General features: G+C 65.6%; 15 protein-coding genes. 7 read left to right on the top strand and 8 right to left on the bottom strand.

Features of this window, described 5'->3' with window-relative positions; translation table 11 throughout:
* Nucleotides 1-131: 131 nt before the first annotated feature.
* Nucleotides 132-1,205, top strand: a complete 1,074-nt coding sequence (locus tag ABXS05_RS27795; protein ID WP_367626110.1) for a 2,3-butanediol dehydrogenase — start codon at nt 132-134, stop codon at nt 1,203-1,205.
* 109 nt (nt 1,206-1,314) lie between these two features.
* Entirely contained in the window at nt 1,315-3,117 is a 1,803-nt protein-coding gene (locus tag ABXS05_RS27790; RefSeq protein WP_367626109.1) for an NAD(P)-binding domain-containing protein, read from the top strand.
* 239 nt (nt 3,118-3,356) lie between these two features.
* Here ABXS05_RS27790 and ABXS05_RS27785 read toward each other — a convergent pair whose 3' ends face one another.
* Nucleotides 3,357-4,442, bottom strand: coding sequence for an HPP family protein (locus tag ABXS05_RS27785; protein WP_311937757.1), 1,086 nt, complete (start codon nt 4,440-4,442; stop codon nt 3,357-3,359).
* Nucleotides 4,443-4,634: 192 nt separating this feature from the next.
* Between ABXS05_RS27785 and recR the strand changes: the two genes are divergently transcribed.
* Genes recR through ABXS05_RS27765 form a run of 4 tightly spaced genes read left to right on the top strand, consistent with a single transcriptional unit; the run spans nt 4,635 to nt 7,277 of the window.
* Nucleotides 4,635-5,237, top strand: a complete 603-nt coding sequence (recR, locus tag ABXS05_RS27780) for a recombination mediator RecR (RefSeq protein ID WP_311934669.1) — start codon at nt 4,635-4,637, stop codon at nt 5,235-5,237.
* A gap of 57 nt (nt 5,238-5,294) precedes the next feature.
* The gene (locus tag ABXS05_RS27775) at nt 5,295-5,597 is read left to right on the top strand and encodes a virulence factor (protein WP_311934668.1); all 303 of its coding nucleotides are present in this window, start codon (nt 5,295-5,297) and stop codon (nt 5,595-5,597) included.
* Nucleotides 5,590-6,228 carry a methylenetetrahydrofolate reductase C-terminal domain-containing protein gene (locus ABXS05_RS27770; protein ID WP_437178703.1) on the top strand — a complete coding sequence of 213 codons (639 nt, stop codon included), beginning with the start codon at nt 5,590-5,592 and terminating at the stop codon, nt 6,226-6,228. Before ABXS05_RS27775 ends, ABXS05_RS27770 begins: the two co-directional genes overlap by 8 nt.
* A complete protein-coding gene (locus tag ABXS05_RS27765; RefSeq protein WP_367626107.1) occupies nt 6,225-7,277 on the top strand; it encodes a methylenetetrahydrofolate reductase in 1,053 nt (350 codons plus the stop codon). Before ABXS05_RS27770 ends, ABXS05_RS27765 begins: the two co-directional genes overlap by 4 nt.
* A 42-nt stretch (nt 7,278-7,319) precedes the next feature.
* On the opposite strand, the gene ABXS05_RS27760 is transcribed toward ABXS05_RS27765, so the two are convergent.
* The 5 genes from ABXS05_RS27760 to ABXS05_RS27740 all read right to left on the bottom strand — a co-directional run bounded on the left by ABXS05_RS27760 (nt 7,320) and on the right by ABXS05_RS27740 (nt 13,513).
* Nucleotides 7,320-7,700 carry a VOC family protein gene (locus tag ABXS05_RS27760; protein WP_367626106.1) on the bottom strand — a complete coding sequence of 127 codons (381 nt, stop codon included), beginning with the start codon at nt 7,698-7,700 and terminating at the stop codon, nt 7,320-7,322.
* 161 nt (nt 7,701-7,861) lie between these two features.
* Nucleotides 7,862-8,764: an inositol monophosphatase family protein gene (locus ABXS05_RS27755; protein WP_367626105.1), complete on the bottom strand. Its 903-nt coding sequence runs from the start codon at nt 8,762-8,764 to the stop codon at nt 7,862-7,864.
* A gap of 133 nt (nt 8,765-8,897) precedes the next feature.
* Nucleotides 8,898-9,962 (bottom strand): ABC transporter ATP-binding protein, encoded by a 1,065-nt coding sequence (locus ABXS05_RS27750; RefSeq protein WP_311934663.1) that lies wholly within the window; start codon nt 9,960-9,962, stop codon nt 8,898-8,900.
* Nucleotides 9,959-12,187 (bottom strand): ABC transporter permease, encoded by a 2,229-nt coding sequence (locus tag ABXS05_RS27745; RefSeq protein WP_367626104.1) that lies wholly within the window; start codon nt 12,185-12,187, stop codon nt 9,959-9,961. Before ABXS05_RS27745 ends, ABXS05_RS27750 begins: the two co-directional genes overlap by 4 nt.
* Nucleotides 12,188-12,493: 306 nt before the next feature.
* Nucleotides 12,494-13,513, bottom strand: coding sequence for an ABC transporter substrate-binding protein (locus ABXS05_RS27740; protein ID WP_367626103.1), 1,020 nt, complete (start codon nt 13,511-13,513; stop codon nt 12,494-12,496).
* Nucleotides 13,514-13,715: 202 nt separating this feature from the next.
* Between ABXS05_RS27740 and ABXS05_RS27735 the strand changes: the two genes are divergently transcribed.
* On the top strand, nt 13,716-14,762 hold the full coding sequence (locus ABXS05_RS27735; RefSeq protein ID WP_367626102.1) for a LacI family DNA-binding transcriptional regulator: 1,047 nt from the start codon (nt 13,716-13,718) through the stop codon (nt 14,760-14,762).
* Nucleotides 14,763-14,920: 158 nt separating this feature from the next.
* Here ABXS05_RS27735 and ABXS05_RS27730 read toward each other — a convergent pair whose 3' ends face one another.
* Together ABXS05_RS27730 and ABXS05_RS27725 are read right to left on the bottom strand one after the other, a co-directional pair.
* Nucleotides 14,921-15,934: a CobW family GTP-binding protein gene (locus tag ABXS05_RS27730; RefSeq protein ID WP_367626101.1), complete on the bottom strand. Its 1,014-nt coding sequence runs from the start codon at nt 15,932-15,934 to the stop codon at nt 14,921-14,923.
* Nucleotides 15,931-16,821 carry a DMT family transporter gene (locus ABXS05_RS27725; protein WP_367626100.1) on the bottom strand — a complete coding sequence of 297 codons (891 nt, stop codon included), beginning with the start codon at nt 16,819-16,821 and terminating at the stop codon, nt 15,931-15,933. The genes ABXS05_RS27730 and ABXS05_RS27725 overlap by 4 nt, the downstream gene beginning before the upstream one ends.
* Between the last annotated feature and the right edge of the window lie 202 nt (nt 16,822-17,023).

Raw genomic sequence — 17,023 nt, 5'->3', positions numbered from 1 at the left:
TCTGTTGCGTGCCATGCAACGGTTGCCTGCGTCCAAGAGGCCTGAAACCGCCCCAGGCCACGGCCTTCCGCCGATTGGCACGGCGATTGCTCTTCCTGCCCAACACCATGCAACAGGGGAGGAAGACAAGGATGAAGGCCCTGCGATTTCATGCCGCCAAGGATCTGCGGCTCGAAGAACTGCCCAAGCCGGGCCAGCCGGCGCCCGGACAGGTTCTGATCCGCAATCGTTTCGTCGGCATCTGCGGCACGGATCTGCACGAATACGCCTATGGTCCCATCTTCATCCCGGTCGAGCCGCATCCTTTCAGCGGCGCCAGCGGCCCGCAGATCCTCGGCCATGAATTCGGCGGGGTGGTCGAAGCGGTCGGTGAGGGCGTCGAGGCGGTGAAGCCCGGCGACCGGGTCTCGGTGCAGCCGCTGATCATGCCGCGTTCGGGCGACTATTTCGCCGATCGCGGCCTCTTCCACCTCAGCCCGCAACTCGCCCTCGCCGGGTTGAGCTGGGTTTCGGGCGGCATGGCCGACTATGCCCTGCTCAACGACTACAATGTGCAGAAGATCCCCGACGAACTCAGCGACGAAGAAGCTGCCCTGGTCGAGCCAAGCGCGGTAGCCGTCTATGCCTGCGACCGCGGCGGCGTCACCGCCGGCTCGAGCGTGCTGGTGACGGGCGCCGGCCCGATCGGCCTGCTCACCCTCCTCGCAGCCCGGGCCGCCGGCGCCGCACAGCTCTTCGTCTCCGACATCAACGACAAGCGCCTCGCCTTCGCCAGGGCCGCCCTGCCCGATCTCATCACCATCAACCCCAAGCATGACAATCCCGGCGAAGTCGTGCGCGATCTCAGCGAAGGAAATGTCGGCTGTGACGTGGCGATCGAATGCGTGGGCAACGAGCATGCTCTCAAGGCCTGCCTCGATGCGGTGCGCAAGCAGGGCGTGGTGGTCCAGACCGGCCTGCATCCGCACGAGAACCCGCTCGACTGGTTCCAGGTCACCTTCAAGGATGTCGATATTCGCGGCTCCTGGGCCTATCCCACCCATTACTGGCCGCGCGTCATCCGCCTGATCAGCTCCGGCCTGCTGCCGGCGAACAAGGTCGTGACCCGCAAGATCACGCTCGACAAGGCCGTCACAGACGGCTTCGACGCCCTGCTCGACCCGGCCGGCGAGCAGCTCAAGATCCTGATCGACCTGGCCCGATAACATCGGATCGCGATGGCCCGGTTTGAAAAACAGGGAGTTGAAGCAAACAAGCGTTCGTTCTCAGTCCGAAGCAACAGTCTCGACCAACATAAAAAACGGAGGAAATACCATGCTCGATCAAAGCCCGCAGGCCAGGGTGGACGCGGTTCTGGCCAAGTTCGAAAAGGCGCTCGCAAGCGGCGACATCGACGCCGCGGTCAACCTGTTCCAGGAAGATTGCTATTGGCGCGACCTGGTGACCTTCACCTGGAACATCCGCACCCTGGAAGGGCGCGATGCCATCGGCGAGATGCTGAAGGCGCAGCTGGCCGCCATCAAGCCCGGTCATTTCCGCCAGGACGCCACCGAAGCCGCCAGCGACGGCAATGGCGTGACCGAGGGCTGGTTCGAGTTCGAAACGGAAGCGGCACGCGGCTATGGCCATATCCGCCTGAAGAACGGTCTGATCTGGACCCTGCTCACCACGATGAGCGAGTTGAAGGGCCATGAGGAACCCAAGGGGTTCCGCCGCCCGATGGGCGCCGAGCACGGCAGCGATCCCACCCGCAAGACCTGGAAGGAGAAGCGCGAATCGGAGGCTTCGGAACTCGGCTTCACCGAGCAGCCCTATGTCGTAATCATCGGCGGCGGCCAGGGCGGCATCGCACTCGGCGCGCGACTGCGGCAGCTCGGCGTGCCGACCATCATCGTCGAGAAGAACGAGCGTCCAGGCGACAGCTGGCGCAAGCGCTACAAGTCGCTCTGCCTGCACGATCCGGTCTGGTACGACCACCTGCCCTACATCCCCTTCCCCGACAATTGGCCGGTTTTCGCGCCCAAGGACAAGATCGGCGACTGGCTGGAGATGTACACCAAGGTGATGGAGCTGAACTATTGGAGCTCCACCACCTGCAAATCCGCGAGCTTCGACGAGACCACCAAGGAATGGACGGTGATCGTCGAGCGGGACGGCCGCGAGATCACCCTGAAGCCCAAGCAGCTGGTGCTGGCCACCGGCATGTCCGGCAAGGCCAATGTCCCCAAGATCAAGGGCCAGGATGTCTTCAAGGGCGAGCAGCAGCACTCCTCCCGTCACCCCGGCCCGGACGCCTATCGCGGCAGACAAGTGGTGGTGATCGGCTCCAACAATTCGGCCCACGACATCTGCGCGGCCCTGTGGGAAGGCGGCGCCGACGTCACCATGCTGCAGCGTTCCTCCACCCATATCGTGAAGTCGGATTCGCTGATGGAGATCGGGCTGGGTGACCTCTATTCGGAGCGGGCGGTGGCCGCCGGCATGACCACCCGCAAGGCAGACCTGATCTTCGCCTCGCTACCCTATCGCATCCTGCATGAGTTCCAGGTGCCGGTGTACAACAAGATCCGCGAGAAGGACGCCGAGTTCTACCAGAGGCTGGAGAAGGCCGGCTTCATGCTCGATTTCGGCGACGACGATTCAGGCCTGTTCATGAAATATCTGCGCCGGGGATCGGGCTATTACATCGATGTCGGCGCCTGCGAGCTGGTGGCCGACGGCCGGATCAAACTGGTCAGCGGCGTCGGCATCCGCGAATTGAGCGAAACCGGCGTGGTGCTGGAAGACGGCCGCGAGCTGCCGGCCGATCTCATCGTCTATGCCACCGGCTACGGTTCGATGAATGGCTGGGCGGCCGATCTGATTTCGAAGGAAGTGGCGGACAAGGTCGGCAAGTGCTGGGGGCTCGGCTCTGATACCACCAAGGATCCCGGTCCCTGGGAGGGTGAGCAGCGCAACATGTGGAAGCCCACCCAGCAGGAGGCCCTCTGGTTCCATGGCGGCAACCTGCACCAGTCGCGCCATTACTCGCTTTATCTCTCCCTGCAGCTGAAGGCCCGCAAGGAGGCGATCCCGACACCGGTCTACAAGATCCAGGAACGGCATCATCTGTCCTGAGCCGGTGCGGCATCGCCCTGATAGGCATTGTCCGGAAATGACTGAAACGCCGCCTTTGTCATGCCCAAGCTGGACCCGGGCATCCGATGGCTGGTCGGCAATGTCCGGATAGAACCGGATTGCCGGGTCAAGCCCGGCAATGACAAGGATCCGGCCAATCCGATCTGTTCATGACAGACGAATCCCGAATGCCGGAAGCATAGGGGTGGCCGCAAGCCGCCCCTTTTTTCATGGTGTCCCTACTGCCCCCACCCCTCCCGCGCCGACAGGCTGGAGAGGGCGGCCAGGAGATCGGTCTGGGTGACGAGCCCGACGATGTGCTTATCGGCGTCGACGATCACGACCGCATGGGCGGTGCCGTCGGTAAGGGCGGGCACCAGCCCGAGGGCCGGCGCGTTCGGGGTGGACAAAGTGGGCAGGGTCATGACGTCGCCGACCTGCCTGACCGGACCGGCGAGGTCGCGCAAGCCCACCGTGCCCACCACGCGATCATGAAAGTCGATCACCGGCAGGGTGCGGACATTATGCTCCAGCAAGAGCCTGATGGCGGTCTCGGCACTGGCTTCGGGCTCGATGGTGACGATGTCGCGCGACATGATGTCGGCGCAGGTGAGATCCGCATGCGACCGCGACAGCGCCCGCTGCTCGACCCGCCGCAGCAGACGGTCGAGGTCCTGCCGGTCGATATCGAAGGTCTCCCCGAGATCGGTCAGCGCCCCCTCGATATCCTCGTCGCGGAAGCCGACACGCAGGGAAGGCGCCGGATCGGCGGTGCCGTGCGTGCTGGCCGGAGCGGGCGCCGGCACATGCGGATAGGGATGGCGGGAGAAGCGGTGGAACAGCCAGCCCAGCGCCACCAGCAGCGCCGAGTTGAGGCAGACCGGGACCAAAGCAAAGCCGAAACCGGCGGCAGCCACGGCTGGCCCGCCGATCACGGCCGTCAGGGCAGCTGCCCCGCCCGGCGGATGCAGGCAGCGCGCCAGCGACATCACCGCAATGGCAAGGCCGACCGCCAGGCCGATGGCCAGCATCGGCTCGTGCACGAACTGGGTGACCGCAATGCCGCACAGCGCCGAGAGCGTATTGCCGCCAATGATCGACCAGGGCTGCGCCAGCGGACTGGCGGGCACGGCAAAAAGCAGCACGGCCGAGGCGCCGACCGGCGCCACGATAAAGGGCAGATGCGGGTCGCGGCCGAAGACCAGCGTGCAGACCAGGCCGGTCAAGGCGATGCCCACGATGGCACCCAGGCTGGCGAACAGCCGGTCGCGCAGGGTTGCTCCGGCCAGGATCGGCGAGAACAGTTTGAAGGGAAGAAGCGCCATGGGCCCACCCGGCAGACACAGAGGGCGCAGTCCGCCCGCCGCGCGATATATCGCGAAGCGATAGGTGCTTAATAGTTGAGCAGCCGACGTTCAAGGTACGAAAGGACGCAGTGCCCCTGGGAGCGCGCTCAAAATCGATCGAGCCCGCACTCTCCCCTCGCGCAGGCGCTGCAAATCACCTATCTGAGCTGCATGGCATCCGTTACCGGCCCTGAAATCGAACGCCTGATCCAGTTGCTCGCCCGCTTGCCCGGGCTCGGGCCGCGTTCGGCCCGCCGAGCGGCGCTGACGCTGATCAAGAAGCGCGAGCAATTGATGGTGCCGCTGTCCTCGGCCCTGCAGATCGCCTGCGAGCGCGTGGTGGTCTGCTCGAACTGCGGCAATATCGACACCTCGGATCCTTGCACCTTGTGTGGTGACCCCCGACGGGAAGACACGCTGTTGGTGGTGGTCGAAGATGTCGCCGATCTCTGGGCCCTGGAGCGGGCCGGTGTGGTCAATGCCCGCTACCACGTGCTCGGCGGCACGCTTTCGCCGCTGGATGGTGTCGGCCCCGAGGATCTCACTATCGACAGGCTGGTCGCGCGCGTTGCCGAGGGCGGCGTGACCGAGGTGATTCTCGCCCTCAACGCCACGGTCGACGGACAGACCACCGCGCACTACGTCACCGACCTTCTGGCCCCAACAGGCGTCAAGGTGACGAAACTGGCGCATGGCGTGCCGGTCGGAGGCGAGCTTGACTATCTCGACGAGGGCACCCTGGCTGCCGCGATCCGCAGCCGGACGCCGTTTTGACGAAAATATTCGGGCGTCCGAATCGTCATTGACGAGCGAAATCGAAAGGAATCCCCCATGCCCCAGCTCATCGTCACCTATTGGCGCGACATTCCCACCATGGTGGTGGCCAAGCAGGGCCGCACCAGTGCCAAGCGCGAACTGAGCTCGCGCTTCGGCGAGGCCGTCGACATGGCGGCGATGCGTGGCGGTGCTGCCGGTACGGATGATTATCTCGCCGAATTCCATCGCAGCCCCCCGATCGAGTGCGGCGAGGACCTCGAAGCGGAAGTTTCGGCGGCGGCGGCCAAGATCGAGGCGGAATACGACAAGGAACGGTTGGCGGCTCTTGCCAAGAATGGCGGCAAGGAAACTGCCTGATCCGTTCAACGCGAGCTCACGAGCCATGCGCACGCCTGCCGCCTTCGAAGCCACCGGAAAGCCACCGCGCGATGCGAAGAAATTCGCCCTGCGCTTCTGGGCCATCCGCCATTCCGCCGCGATGGAGCGGATCTATGACGGCGTCGAGTGGACGCTGGTCAAGCTCTCGCCCCTGTTCACGGCAATCGGCTGGGAACGGCTGGAAAAACCGGTGGCTAAGGTCGAGAAGCTGGTCAAGTCCAGCCTGTTCGACTGCAAGATGTGCGGCCAGTGCGCCCTGTCCTCCACCGGCATGTCCTGCCCGATGAACTGCCCCAAGGGCCTGCGCAACGGCCCCTGCGGTGGGGTCAGGGCCAATGGTAACTGCGAAGTCTATGCCGACATGCCTTGCGTGTGGGTCAAGGCCTATGAGGGCTCGCGCAACATGGCTGCCGGCAACGCGATCGAGATGCCGCAGGGACCGGTGGATCACCGCCTGAAGGGGCAGTCTTCCTGGCTTTCCGTCGCTCGCGAGAAATCGGGCTACAATGCCCGGATCGCAGCGGAGAAGGCGGCAGCGGCCGCCGCTGCCAAAGCCAAGGCTGCAGCAGCCAAGTCCAATGCTGTCCCCGCGAGCGGAGGCAAGCCATGAGCATCGATACCAGGCGACCCCATCCCGACGATTTCGGCCCGCATCCGGCCGCCCCCCTGCCCGAACTCCCGGGCCATAGTTCACGCGGGCGTCTCGAGCGCGTGCTGCGCCGCGGTGAATTCGCCGTCACGGCCGAACTCAACCCGCCTGATTCGGCCAATCCCGACGATGTGCTCGAGCGCGTGAAGCCGTTCGAGGGCTGGGTCGACGCCATCAACGCCACCGACGGCTCCGGCGCCAATTGCCACATGTCCTCGGTGGCGATCTGCGCCCTCCTGACCCGGGTCGGTTACTCGCCGGTGTTCCAGATCTCCTGCCGCGACTACAACCGCATCGCCATCCAGGGCAATGTCCTCGGCGCCGCCGCGCTCGGCGTGTGCAACGTGTTGTGCCTGTCGGGCGACGGCGTGCAGAGCGGTGACCATCCCGAGGCCAAGCCGGTCTTCGACCTCGATTCGACCGCCTTGCTCTCCACCATCCGCACCATGCGCGACGAGCAGCGCTTCCTGTCGGGCCGCAAGATCACCACGCCGCCTGCCGTGTTCATGGGCGCGGCGGCCAATCCCTTCGTACCGCCCTATGATTTCCGCCCGATCAACCTGGCCAAGAAGATCCAGGCCGGGGCGCAGTTCATCCAGACGCAATATTGCTTCGATGTTCCCCTGCTCGAGCGCTTCATGGCCCGGATCCGCGACATGGGTCTGCACGAGAAATGCTTCATCCTGGTCGGCGTCGGCCCGCTCGCCTCTGCCCGTACCGCCAAGTGGATGCGCTCCAACGTGCCCGGCGTGCATGTGCCCGACGACGTGATCAAGCGCCTGGAAGGCGCGCAGGATCAGAAGGAGGAAGGCAAGCGGCTCTGCATCGACATCATCCAGCAGGTCCGCGAGATCAAGGGCGTCGCCGGCGTGCATGTGATGGCCTATCGCCAGGAAGAATATGTCGCGGAGATCGTGCACGAATCCGGCGTTCTGGCCGGCCGCACGCCCTGGCGCCGCGACATGGAGCCAAGCCCGATCCCGCATGAGGAGATCGTGGCGGCGCAATAGAGGCAATCCCCTCCCCCCGCGGGGGAGGGTCAAGCGCGCTGCCTATTCCGGCGTCGAGAAGACGCGCAGCCTGTGGCCATCGGGATCGAGCACGACGAAGGTGCGGCCGAAATCGAGATCGACCGGCCTTTGGGCAACGCGCACATCGCGCGTCTCGATCCATTTGTCGTAGACGGTGTCGACGGCCGCAGCATCCGCGACCTTGAAGCCGATCTCGACGCCGCCGGCCGGCGCACCCGGCGCGGGCTCGGCAGTGTGCTTCGACCATAGGCCGAACATCAGGCCGGTTTCGAGGGCGAACAGGGCGAAGGTGGTCTGTGCCTCGATGGGCTCGAGGCCGAGCAGGTCGCGATAGAAGGCGGCGCTGCGCAGCGGGCTGTCGACCATCAGCAGGGCATAGCTGGACTTGAAGGAAGTGGGCATCGTCTGGTTCCTCGGTTGCGGTGAGGAAAGACTAAGGGTTCGCCCTGCCAGTTTTTGTCAGGAGTGAAGGCGACCAGGAGGCGGACGTCGCGACATGCAAGCATGTCGCTGTGACGTCCGCCGTCCCAGCTCTGGCGTTACCAATGCGAACCTTGCGGGGATCACGCGGGACGCATCGCGGCTGGGACCGCGGACGTCTCGTCCGCCTCTTGACCCTTTTCGGCCTGGCCCACCAGCCGCATCAGACCTTCCCAAGCCCCCGGGGCCGCACCGATCACCCGGCCGCCACGGGCGAGATCACCGTTGACGAGGAAGTTCTCGATCCGGCCACCCGCCTCGCTGATCAGGCAGAGGCCCGCCAGGCAGTCCCAGGCATTCATATGTGGCTCGTAATAGCCGACCAGGCGACCTGCTGCGACATAGGCCAGCATCAACGCGCCCGACCCGTTGCGGATGAACATGCCGCCCTCGTGCAGGAGGGCATTGAGGAAGCCGGTGATGATCTCCGGCGCCACGCGATGGTTGGCCCCGACCCCGAGCACGCCGTCGACTAGGCTGCGCTTGTCGGAAAGCCGCAGGGCGGTTCCGTTGAGGCTGGCGCCCTGGCCGAGAGCGGCGGCATAGAGCTCGTCGCGCACCGGCGCATAGATCACCCCGACCACGGTCTCTGTACCGTGGGTGACCGCGACCGAGACGCACCAGGACGGCAGGCCGAAAACGAAGGGGCTGGTGCCGTCGACCGGGTCCATCACCCAGCAATAGCCGGAGATGCCTTCAGTGAGGCCATATTCCTCGCCGAGCAGGCTGTCATGCGGGAAAACGGCCGCAATGCGCTCGCGCAATAGCCTTTCGCTGGCCTTGTCGGCTGCCGAGACCACGTCCTGCGCATTGGCCTTGGTCTCGACCGCGAGCGTATCGCGGTCGTTGAAGAAGGACAGCGCCAGCAGGCCGGCCTCCCGGATGATGTCCCTGGCAAGGTCGAGGCGGGCGGCGATGTCGGCGGCGGCAGGCGACGGGGGGGCAGGCGATGGGGGGGTAGGCGATGGGGGGGTAGGCAATGTCATGGGCAATTCCTGAAACAGATGAAGGCTTGGGCCAGCCGTCATTGCGAGCGTGGTGAAGCAATCCAGACCAGGTGTCTGCGGCTTTCTGGAGTGTTTCGCTACGCTCGCAATGACGAGACTTCGTGGACCATCCTCATTCCGGCACCAAGGCGAGGCCCCGATCATGCAGGTCGACGCCGATCGGGCTTCCCGGTTCCAGCATGCGGTCGGTGCCGGAGTCGATCAGGAAGATCGGGCCGGCCTTGGTCTCGATCTCGTATTCGACGTGGTCGCCGAGATAGGCCGCATGCAGCACCTTGCCCGACAGCATGGCTCCGGCAGCCTCGCGCAGGGTCATGGCGTTAGGGCGGATGGCGAGTTTGGCAGGGCCGACCGTGAGACCTCGCGCAGCCAGAGCATGCCCTCCCTCGCCGACCCGGATCTCGGCCCGGCCCTCGGCCACGCGCGTCACCTCGCAAGGTACCACATTGGCCTCGCCGATGAAGTCGGCGATGAAGGCGGAGGCCGGCGCCTCGTAGAGCTCGCGCGGCGTTCCGGCCTGGGCGATCCGGCCCTGATGCATGACGATCACCGTATCGGAGACGGCCAGGGCCTCTTCCTGGTCATGGGTAACGTAGACGGCGGTGAAACCCAGGCGCTGCTGCAACTCGCGGATCTCGGTGCGCACCCGCCGGCGCAGCCGGGCATCGAGATTGGAGAGCGGTTCGTCGAGCAGCAGCACCTGCGGCTCGACCACCAGGGCACGCGCCACGGCAACGCGCTGCTGCTGACCGCCCGACAACTCGCTCGGCAGGCGCTCGCCATAGCCGGCCAGTCCCACCAATGCGAGGCCATCGGCCGCCTTCTCGCGTGCCTCGGCCTTGCGCAGGCCGGACGATATCAGGCCGTATGCGACATTATCGGCCACGCTCATATGCGGGAACAGCGCATAGGACTGGAACACCATCGAGACGTCGCGCTCATTGGCCGGCAGCGCAGTGACGTCCTTGCCGCCAATGCTGATGCGGCCGGCGCTGGGATGCTCCAGCCCGGCGATCATACGCAAGGTGGTGGTCTTGCCGCAGCCTGATGGGCCGAGCAAGGTCACCAGCGTTCCCGGTTCGATCGTGAGCGACAGATCGGCGATGGCGGTCACCGCACCGAAGCTTTTGCGCACATTCTGAAAGGTGACCGAGCCCGGCCTGATATCGATAGTCATGCCGCCTTCTCCCGGGGTCTGGCTGCGGATTTGGTGGACAGGCCGGCGACACGATCCTCGCGGCGCAGCCTGCGCTCGCCGACCAGGGTCTGGAAGCCGCCGATCACGGCGATCATCACCACGATCAGCACGCTGGAATAGGCGATGGCTACGCCATAGCTGCCATTCTCGACGAGACCAACGATATAGGCGGTCGCCATGTTGTACTGGGCGCTGACCAGGAAGATCACGGCGCTGATCGAGGTGATCGAGCGCACGAAGCTGTAGACCAGGGCAGCGACGATGGCCGGCCGCAGCAGCGGCAGGATCACCCGCCGCGCCGTGGTGAAGGAGTTCGCCCCCAGCGTCAGCGAGGCCTCGTCGAGGCTGCGGTCGATCTGGCTCATCGCCGCCACGCCGCCGCGCACGCCGACCGGCATGTTGCGGAAGACGAAGCAGACGATCAGGATCAGCGCCGTGCCGGTCATCTCCACCGGCGGCAGATTGAAGGCGAAGACATAGGAAACGCCGATGATGGTGCCGGGGATGGCGAAGCTCATCATCAGGGCGAATTCGAACACGGAGCGCCCGGCGAAGTTCTGGCGTACGATCAGGTAGGCGGTGATGAGGCCGACCACCGCTGTCAGCGGCGCCGAGATCAGGGCGATCTCCATCGTGGTCCAGAACGAGCCCCAGGCGACGCCGCTCCACAGTATCGAGCCCTGGTCGAAGGTCACCGCAAAGGCGCGGGTGTAGTGCTCCAGCGTGAGGCTGTGGTCGAGCCCCCAGGTCTTCACGAAGCCGCCGAACAGGATCATGGCATAGACCACCAGCGTGAAGGCGCCCCAGGCGCAGACCACGCCGATGGAAAGCGTGGCGACGCCGCGGCTGAGGCCGGCATGCTGGCCGGAATCGCCCTTGCCGGTGACGGTGGTGAAATTCCTGCCGCCGAGCCAGAGCCGTTGGGCGACGAAGGCGGTGAGGGTGAAGGAGAGCAGGATCAGGGCAAGCACCGCCGCCCGCGCCGGATCGGTCTGCGCGCCAACCACGGCGAAGAAGATCTCGGTGGAGAGCACGCCATGGCTGCCGCCCAGCACCATCGGATTGCCGAAATCAGCCAGGCTCTCGATGAAGCCGACCAGGAAGGCATTGGCGAGGCCCGGCCGCATCAGCGGCAGCGACACCGTGACGAAAGTGCGCCAGCGGTCGGCCCTGAGCGTCTGGGCGGCCTCCTCCATGGCGGGGCTGACGCCCTGAACCACGCCGATCAGCACCAGGAAGGCGATCGGCGTGAAGGAGAGCACCTGCGCGATCCAGATGCCGGTGAGGCCGTAGAGCCAGCGGCCGGGCGGAATGTCGAAGAGGTAGGCGAGGCCCTGGGTCACCACGCCCGAGCGCCCGAACAGCAGGATCAGAGCGAGGCCCACCACGAAGGGCGGCGTGATGATCGGCAGGATGGTGAGCAGCCGCAGCGCCCGCTTGAAGGGAAAGCGGGTCCGCGTCGCCACCAGGGCGAAGGCGAGGCCCAGCAAAGTGGAGCCGGCGCCGGTGGCGATGGCCAACGTCAAAGTGGACCAGGCGACGCCGCAGCGCCCGCTGCCGGACAGGCAGCGCAGGGTCCAAATCGAGGGATCGGTCAGCGTCTTGAGGAAGCCGGCGGGATCGAAACTGCCATCGATGCCCTGGAAGGCACCGGCTAGCACCATGCCGACCGGATAGAACACGAAGGTGGCGACCAGAGCGATCAGGATGGTGATCGCCGATACCACGAAGGCATCGCCCCTGAGAACGCCGCGCTCGGCGAGGCCGAAGCTGAACAGCAGCAGGAAGGCCGTCAGCAGCGTGGCCGCGCCGGCACCGAACGCCTCCTGCCCCGAGCCGAGCGCGCCGAACCAAGTTTCGAAACCCGGCCAGCGCCAGCCCGAATAGGCGATGGCAAAGCCCTGCAGGACCATGATGGCGGCACCGGCAAGGCCAGAGGCGACGAGCAGCCGGGCCCGCGCTAGCGGCTGGGCGGTAAAACGGGCCAGCACGGCCGGCGCCAACGCCAGCAGCGGCAAAGCGAGCCACCAGCGTCCGTGCAGCACCAATTGCAGCAGGCCGGGAGCCGCCTTGGCGCCGGCCGGGTAGTCACTCAGGCCTGCGATCGAGAACAGGCCGGCTTCGAGCCTGTACCAGGGCAGGATCGCCAGGCCGAGAACGGCCAAGGCGAGCACCCAGTCGAGGCGGCGATTGCGCCTGTTCATGGCGAGACCTTTCGGGAAGGGGAATTCCTGGAACCGCTGGCGATGTGCACAAATAACTCCATCGCGACCTTTGTCATTGCCGGGCTTGACCCGGCAATCCAGTCCCTTCCGGCTATGGCGTTTTTGCGATTTGAGGGCGTCATCAAGAATCGCAAAACGCGTCCAAACAAAGAGTTAGAGTAAATAGGCGTTCACACATGAACGCGTTTTGCTCTAGGGAAGCGGGACCATTGGATGCCCGGGTCAAGCCCGGGCATGACAAAGGCAGCGCTTTAAGTCATTTCGCGCCGCCCCTTAGACGAAAGCCTAGTTGGCGTTGGCGCCGATCTCGCGGTCCCAGCGTTCCAGGAGCGCCTTGCGGGTCGCGGGCTCGCCGAACTTCTTGAAATCGTAGTCGATCAGCTTGATGTCCTCGAAGCGCGGGGCCTGCGGCGGCAACTCTGCCTTCTTGTTGGAGGGTATCTGGAAGGACTTGGCATCCTTCATCAGCGACTGGATCTCCGGCTTGAGGGCCCAGTCATAGAATTTCTTGGCATTGTCGAGGTTGCGCGCGCCCTTGATGATGCTCATCGAGCCGATCTCGTAGCCGGTGCCCTCGCAGGGCGCCACGGTCTTCACCGGGAAGCCCTCGGCCGTCATGGTCACCGCGTCATGCATGAAGACGATGCCGACGGTGGTCTCGCCGCGTGCCGCCGCCTTCACCGGGGCCGAGCCCGACTTGGTGTATTGCGAGACATTGGCATTGAGCTTGGTCAGGTACTCGAAGGCCTTGTCCTCGCCCATGATCTGCACCAGCGAGGCCAGCGCCGTATAGGCCGTGCCCGAGGAGTTGGGATTGGCCATCTGGATTTCGCCCTTGAAGGAAGGATCGGCGAGATCGGCCCAGCACCCCGGCGCCTTCAGCTTCTTCTGGGCGAGGAGGTCGGAATTGTAGCCCCAGCCGAGTGCGCCGGCATAGACGCCCACGGTGCGGTAGCCGGACTGCTCGGCCTGGCGCTTGGCCCAATCCTGGAGCTGATCGAGCAGCGGGGACTTGTATTCGAGGGTGAGGCCTTCCTGGGCAGCCTGCAGATGCGGGTCGCCGGTACCGGCCCACCAGATATCGGTCTTGGGATTGGCGGCCTCGGCCCGAATCTTGGCATAGGTCTCGCCCGAGGACAGGCGCACCATGTTGACGCCGATGCTGCTGTCCTTCTCGAACCTGTTCTTGAGCAATTCGCAAACGGCGACATCCGCCGCGCAGATCAGGTTCAGCGAGCCCTCCGCCTGGGCAGCGGCCGGGAGCATGGCGGCAAGGATCGCGAGGGCAGCGAGTGTCTTCTTCATGGGTTTCCTCCGGACGGCATGCTGTTCTGCTTGTTTTGCACACGTGTGCAAAAGCTGCATCAGCGCGATCGCCCTGTCAATCCCGAATACAGCATCGAAATTTGCCGGCATATGCACATGAACCGGGAAAAGCCAGCGGCAGCGCTTGCACGTGACTGCAAGGGCGTGCAACCTCCTCGTCCCTATTCGACCGGCTCCTGTCATGAAACCAGCCCGCTCCTTCGTCAGTGCCGAGGAAGTCGCCAGACTGGCCGGCGTTTCCCGTTCGGCCGTGTCCCGCGCTTTCACGCCGGGCGCCAGCGTCTCGGACGAAACACGCAAGCGCGTGATGGAGGCGGCCCAGAATTTGGGCTACCACGTCAACCATCTCGCCCGCGGGCTGATGCGCCAGCAAAGCGGCATCGTCTGCCTGATCGTCTCCGACGTCGACACGCCCTTCCAGTCGCGCCTGGCCCGGAACCTGATCGGCCGGCTGCAGCAGGCGGGCAAGGTCGCCATGGTGATCAATTCCTCCGGTTCGCCCGAAGCCGTGGCCGGCGCAGTGCGCCAGACCCTGAACTACCGGGCCGACGCCACGGTGGTGCTTTCGGGCACGCCGGACAGGGCCATCGCCCGCACCTGCCTCGACCATGGCCAGGAGCTGATCCTGATCAACCGCGACCAGGATTTCGATGAGGCCCATACCATCACGGTCGGCAACCAGGAGGCCGCCCGGCAGGCCGTGCTGGCCTTCCAGCGCGCCGGTTGCCGGCGCCTGGCCTGCGTCACCTCGCAGGCAGGCACCCCCAGCCTCGCCGAACGCGAGCAGGCTTTCCTCGACGCTGCCCGCCAGGCCGGCTTCGAGCCGATCCATTGGCGCCAGGGCCGTACCAGCTACGAAGCCGGCGCCGAAGCGGCACGCGCCTTGTTCACCCGGCAGGTCACGCCCGACGCTACCTTCTGCATCAACGACCTGATGGCATGCGGCTTCGTCGATGCCGCCCGCAAGGAATTCAGCCTGCGCGTGCCCGAGGATCTATGCGTCATCGGCTTCGACGACATCGAGCAGGCCGGCTGGCGAGCCTATGACCTCACCACCTTCGCCCAACCCATCGATCGCATCGCCGACAAGGTCGCCGAACTGGTGCGCGACGGTGCCGGCGGCCGCTCCGGCGGCACGATCGGCCAGGGTACGCGAACCTGCCTCGACGTGCCCTTGATCTGGCGCGGCACCGTGCGGGCGCCCGATCTGTCGCAACAGGACGGCTGACCACTATCATCCCGTGCGCGCTGCAGCGCGAAGCGCTGCCGCACAGCCGGACCAAACCGAAAGTTTGGTCCGGGGATCGCATCCGGAAGGCGGTTCGTTCCGATCACGGTCCCGCACCCGCAGCGCACCACTCCGTGCTGTACTGCGTGCGATATGACCTAGAAAGCCAGGGGATTGTCGGTCAGGGCCGCACGATCGGGAGCATCCAGGCGCGGTTCGTCGCAGAAGGCCGCGAAGAGGTCCTCGATACCCCGCCGATCGAGGTCGCGGCCAATCACCACGATGCGGGTGCGCCGGTCGGGGCTCGGCCAGGCATCGAGGCGTTCCGGCGGCGCGAACCAATGCTGGACCCCATGCAGGACCACCGGCCGCCCGGGATCGTCGGCAAGCTTCACCAGCGCCTTGAAGCGCAACAGGCCTTCGCCGAAACGCTCGCGCAGTTCGTCGATGAAGGCGATGAAATGCCCCGGCGCCAGGACCTTGTCCGTCTCCAGCGTGAAGGAAGCGATCGAGGCGTCATGGGCCGAAAAGACGGGACGTGTGCCGACGGCGGCTCCCGCACTCGGAAATTCGGGCTCATCGAGCAGTTCCGCGGCGCCGGCATCCGGCATGAGGCCGATGGCGGCACGCGGATTGAGCGCCTGCAGCCTCGCCATGAAAGCCGTGGCGTCGCCGGCGAGGTCGGTCTTGCTGACCAGGATCCGGTCCGCAACCGCAAGCTGGGCGACGGCCTCGGCATGCTGGTCGAGCAACGCCTCCCCTCTCAGTGCATCGGCCACCGCGATGACACCGGCGAGGACATAGCCCGCCGCCGCCAGTTGCGGCGCCATCAGCGTCTGCAGCACGGGTGTGGGATGGGCAAGCCCCGTCGTCTCGATCACCACACGCGCGAAAGGCGGCAGCTCGCCCGATGCCCGCCGCGCAGCGAGATCGGCCAGCGTGTCGAGAAGATCGCCGCGCAGGCTGCAGCACAGGCAGCCGGAGGACAGCAGCACGACGCCATCGCCCGATTTTTCGACCAGCAGGTGGTCGAGCCCGGCCTCGCCATATTCGTTGATCACCACGGCCGTGTCAGCCAAGGCCGGATCCTTCAGGAGGCGATTGAGCAGCGTCGTCTTGCCGGCCCCGAGAAAACCCGTGAGCACAAAGGCGGGAATGCGGGGCGACGTCATGCCGATACGACCTTTCTGCGACTTTCCATCAGCACCGACGCCGCCACGGCGATGAGCACCAGCGTGCCGCCACTGACTTGCTGAGGCGTCAAATGCTCGTCGAGCACCTGTGTCGCCAGCAGGATCGAGGCGACGGGCTCGGCGCAGAACACCAAGCCCAGCGCTGCCGGTGGCGTCAACCGTGCCGCCGTCAAATGGACCACAAAAGCCAGAACGAACAGGCCGATATGCAGGCCGACCGGCCCCGCCGCCGCGACCAGCACGGACGGCGAGACGAGGCTGCCGCTGGCCACGCAGGCGGCGAGAGCGACCGGAATCAGGATCAGCTGCGTCCAGAACCCGGCAATGGCGGGGCTGACGCCGCGCGTCGCCCGCGCGGCGCAGAAGAACTGCAAGGCGGCGGCCGCCGCACCCGTCAGGGCCAGCGTCAGGCCCCGCCAGTCCAGCGCGCCGAAATCGGCGCCGAGCGCGATGACGAGTCCGACAAAGGCAAGGGCGAAGATGGCGAGACGCGCCAGCGTCAGCCTTTCGCCGTCCACCAGCGGGCTGGCGACCAGGATGAGCAGGGGATAGGTGTAATAGAGGATGGTGGCGATCCCGACCGGGATGAAGGCGACCGAGGAAATATAGCAAAGGCCGACGAAACTGGTGGCGATGCCCAGACCCAAGACCGGCAGGCGCCAGGGCCGGGCCACGGCCAGCGTGCCGCTTTGGGCGAGGCCCAGGCCGCCAAGCAGCGCCACCAGCAGAAAGGCCCGGTAGAACACCACCGTCGGCCCGCTGGCACCGGCCTCCGCGGCGAGTTTGGCGTAGGATACATTGGCGCCATAGCACAGCGCCGCAAGCAGCCCGAGGCTCAATCCGGTCAGGATGGTGTTGTTCGACATTGAGAGGCGGTCCGGCGCGTACCCGCCCAGCGCGGGTTTTCGGTCAAGCTCTGAACAGGCGCGTTCTCGTCCCGACTCGGTTCATCCAGGCGAGAAACGCTCCAGCTTGTCATAGCCGGGCTTGACCCACGGCTGTCCGGTTTAGATTTAGTGGACAAGGCGCACGGTGTTGATTCTACTCGTGTTCAGGACGTTGGCGCGT

The sequence above is a fragment of the Labrys neptuniae genome, assembly GCF_040797145.1.
Classification (GTDB): domain Bacteria; phylum Pseudomonadota; class Alphaproteobacteria; order Rhizobiales; family Labraceae; genus Labrys; species Labrys neptuniae.
The sequence above is the reverse complement of the archived record's forward strand: the minus strand, read 5'-3'. Positions and strand labels throughout refer to the sequence as shown.

What these genes read in the sequence shown, in the direction of transcription:
- ABXS05_RS27795 (WP_367626110.1), top strand. Translation starts at nt 132, where the DNA reads ATGAAGGCCCTGCGATTTCATGCCGCCAAGGATCTGCGGCTCGAAGAA.
- ABXS05_RS27790 (WP_367626109.1), top strand. Translation starts at nt 1,315, where the DNA reads ATGCTCGATCAAAGCCCGCAGGCCAGGGTGGACGCGGTTCTGGCCAAG.
- ABXS05_RS27785 (WP_311937757.1), bottom strand. Translation starts at nt 4,442, where the DNA reads ATGGCGCTTCTTCCCTTCAAACTGTTCTCGCCGATCCTGGCCGGAGCA.
- recR (WP_311934669.1), top strand. Translation starts at nt 4,635, where the DNA reads ATGGCATCCGTTACCGGCCCTGAAATCGAACGCCTGATCCAGTTGCTC.
- ABXS05_RS27775 (WP_311934668.1), top strand. Translation starts at nt 5,295, where the DNA reads ATGCCCCAGCTCATCGTCACCTATTGGCGCGACATTCCCACCATGGTG.
- ABXS05_RS27765 (WP_367626107.1), top strand. Translation starts at nt 6,225, where the DNA reads ATGAGCATCGATACCAGGCGACCCCATCCCGACGATTTCGGCCCGCAT.
- ABXS05_RS27760 (WP_367626106.1), bottom strand. Translation starts at nt 7,700, where the DNA reads ATGCCCACTTCCTTCAAGTCCAGCTATGCCCTGCTGATGGTCGACAGC.
- ABXS05_RS27755 (WP_367626105.1), bottom strand. Translation starts at nt 8,764, where the DNA reads ATGACATTGCCTACCCCCCCATCGCCTACCCCCCCATCGCCTGCCCCC.
- ABXS05_RS27750 (WP_311934663.1), bottom strand. Translation starts at nt 9,962, where the DNA reads ATGACTATCGATATCAGGCCGGGCTCGGTCACCTTTCAGAATGTGCGC.
- ABXS05_RS27745 (WP_367626104.1), bottom strand. Translation starts at nt 12,187, where the DNA reads ATGAACAGGCGCAATCGCCGCCTCGACTGGGTGCTCGCCTTGGCCGTT.
- ABXS05_RS27740 (WP_367626103.1), bottom strand. Translation starts at nt 13,513, where the DNA reads ATGAAGAAGACACTCGCTGCCCTCGCGATCCTTGCCGCCATGCTCCCG.
- ABXS05_RS27735 (WP_367626102.1), top strand. Translation starts at nt 13,716, where the DNA reads ATGAAACCAGCCCGCTCCTTCGTCAGTGCCGAGGAAGTCGCCAGACTG.
- ABXS05_RS27730 (WP_367626101.1), bottom strand. Translation starts at nt 15,934, where the DNA reads ATGACGTCGCCCCGCATTCCCGCCTTTGTGCTCACGGGTTTTCTCGGG.
- ABXS05_RS27725 (WP_367626100.1), bottom strand. Translation starts at nt 16,821, where the DNA reads ATGTCGAACAACACCATCCTGACCGGATTGAGCCTCGGGCTGCTTGCG.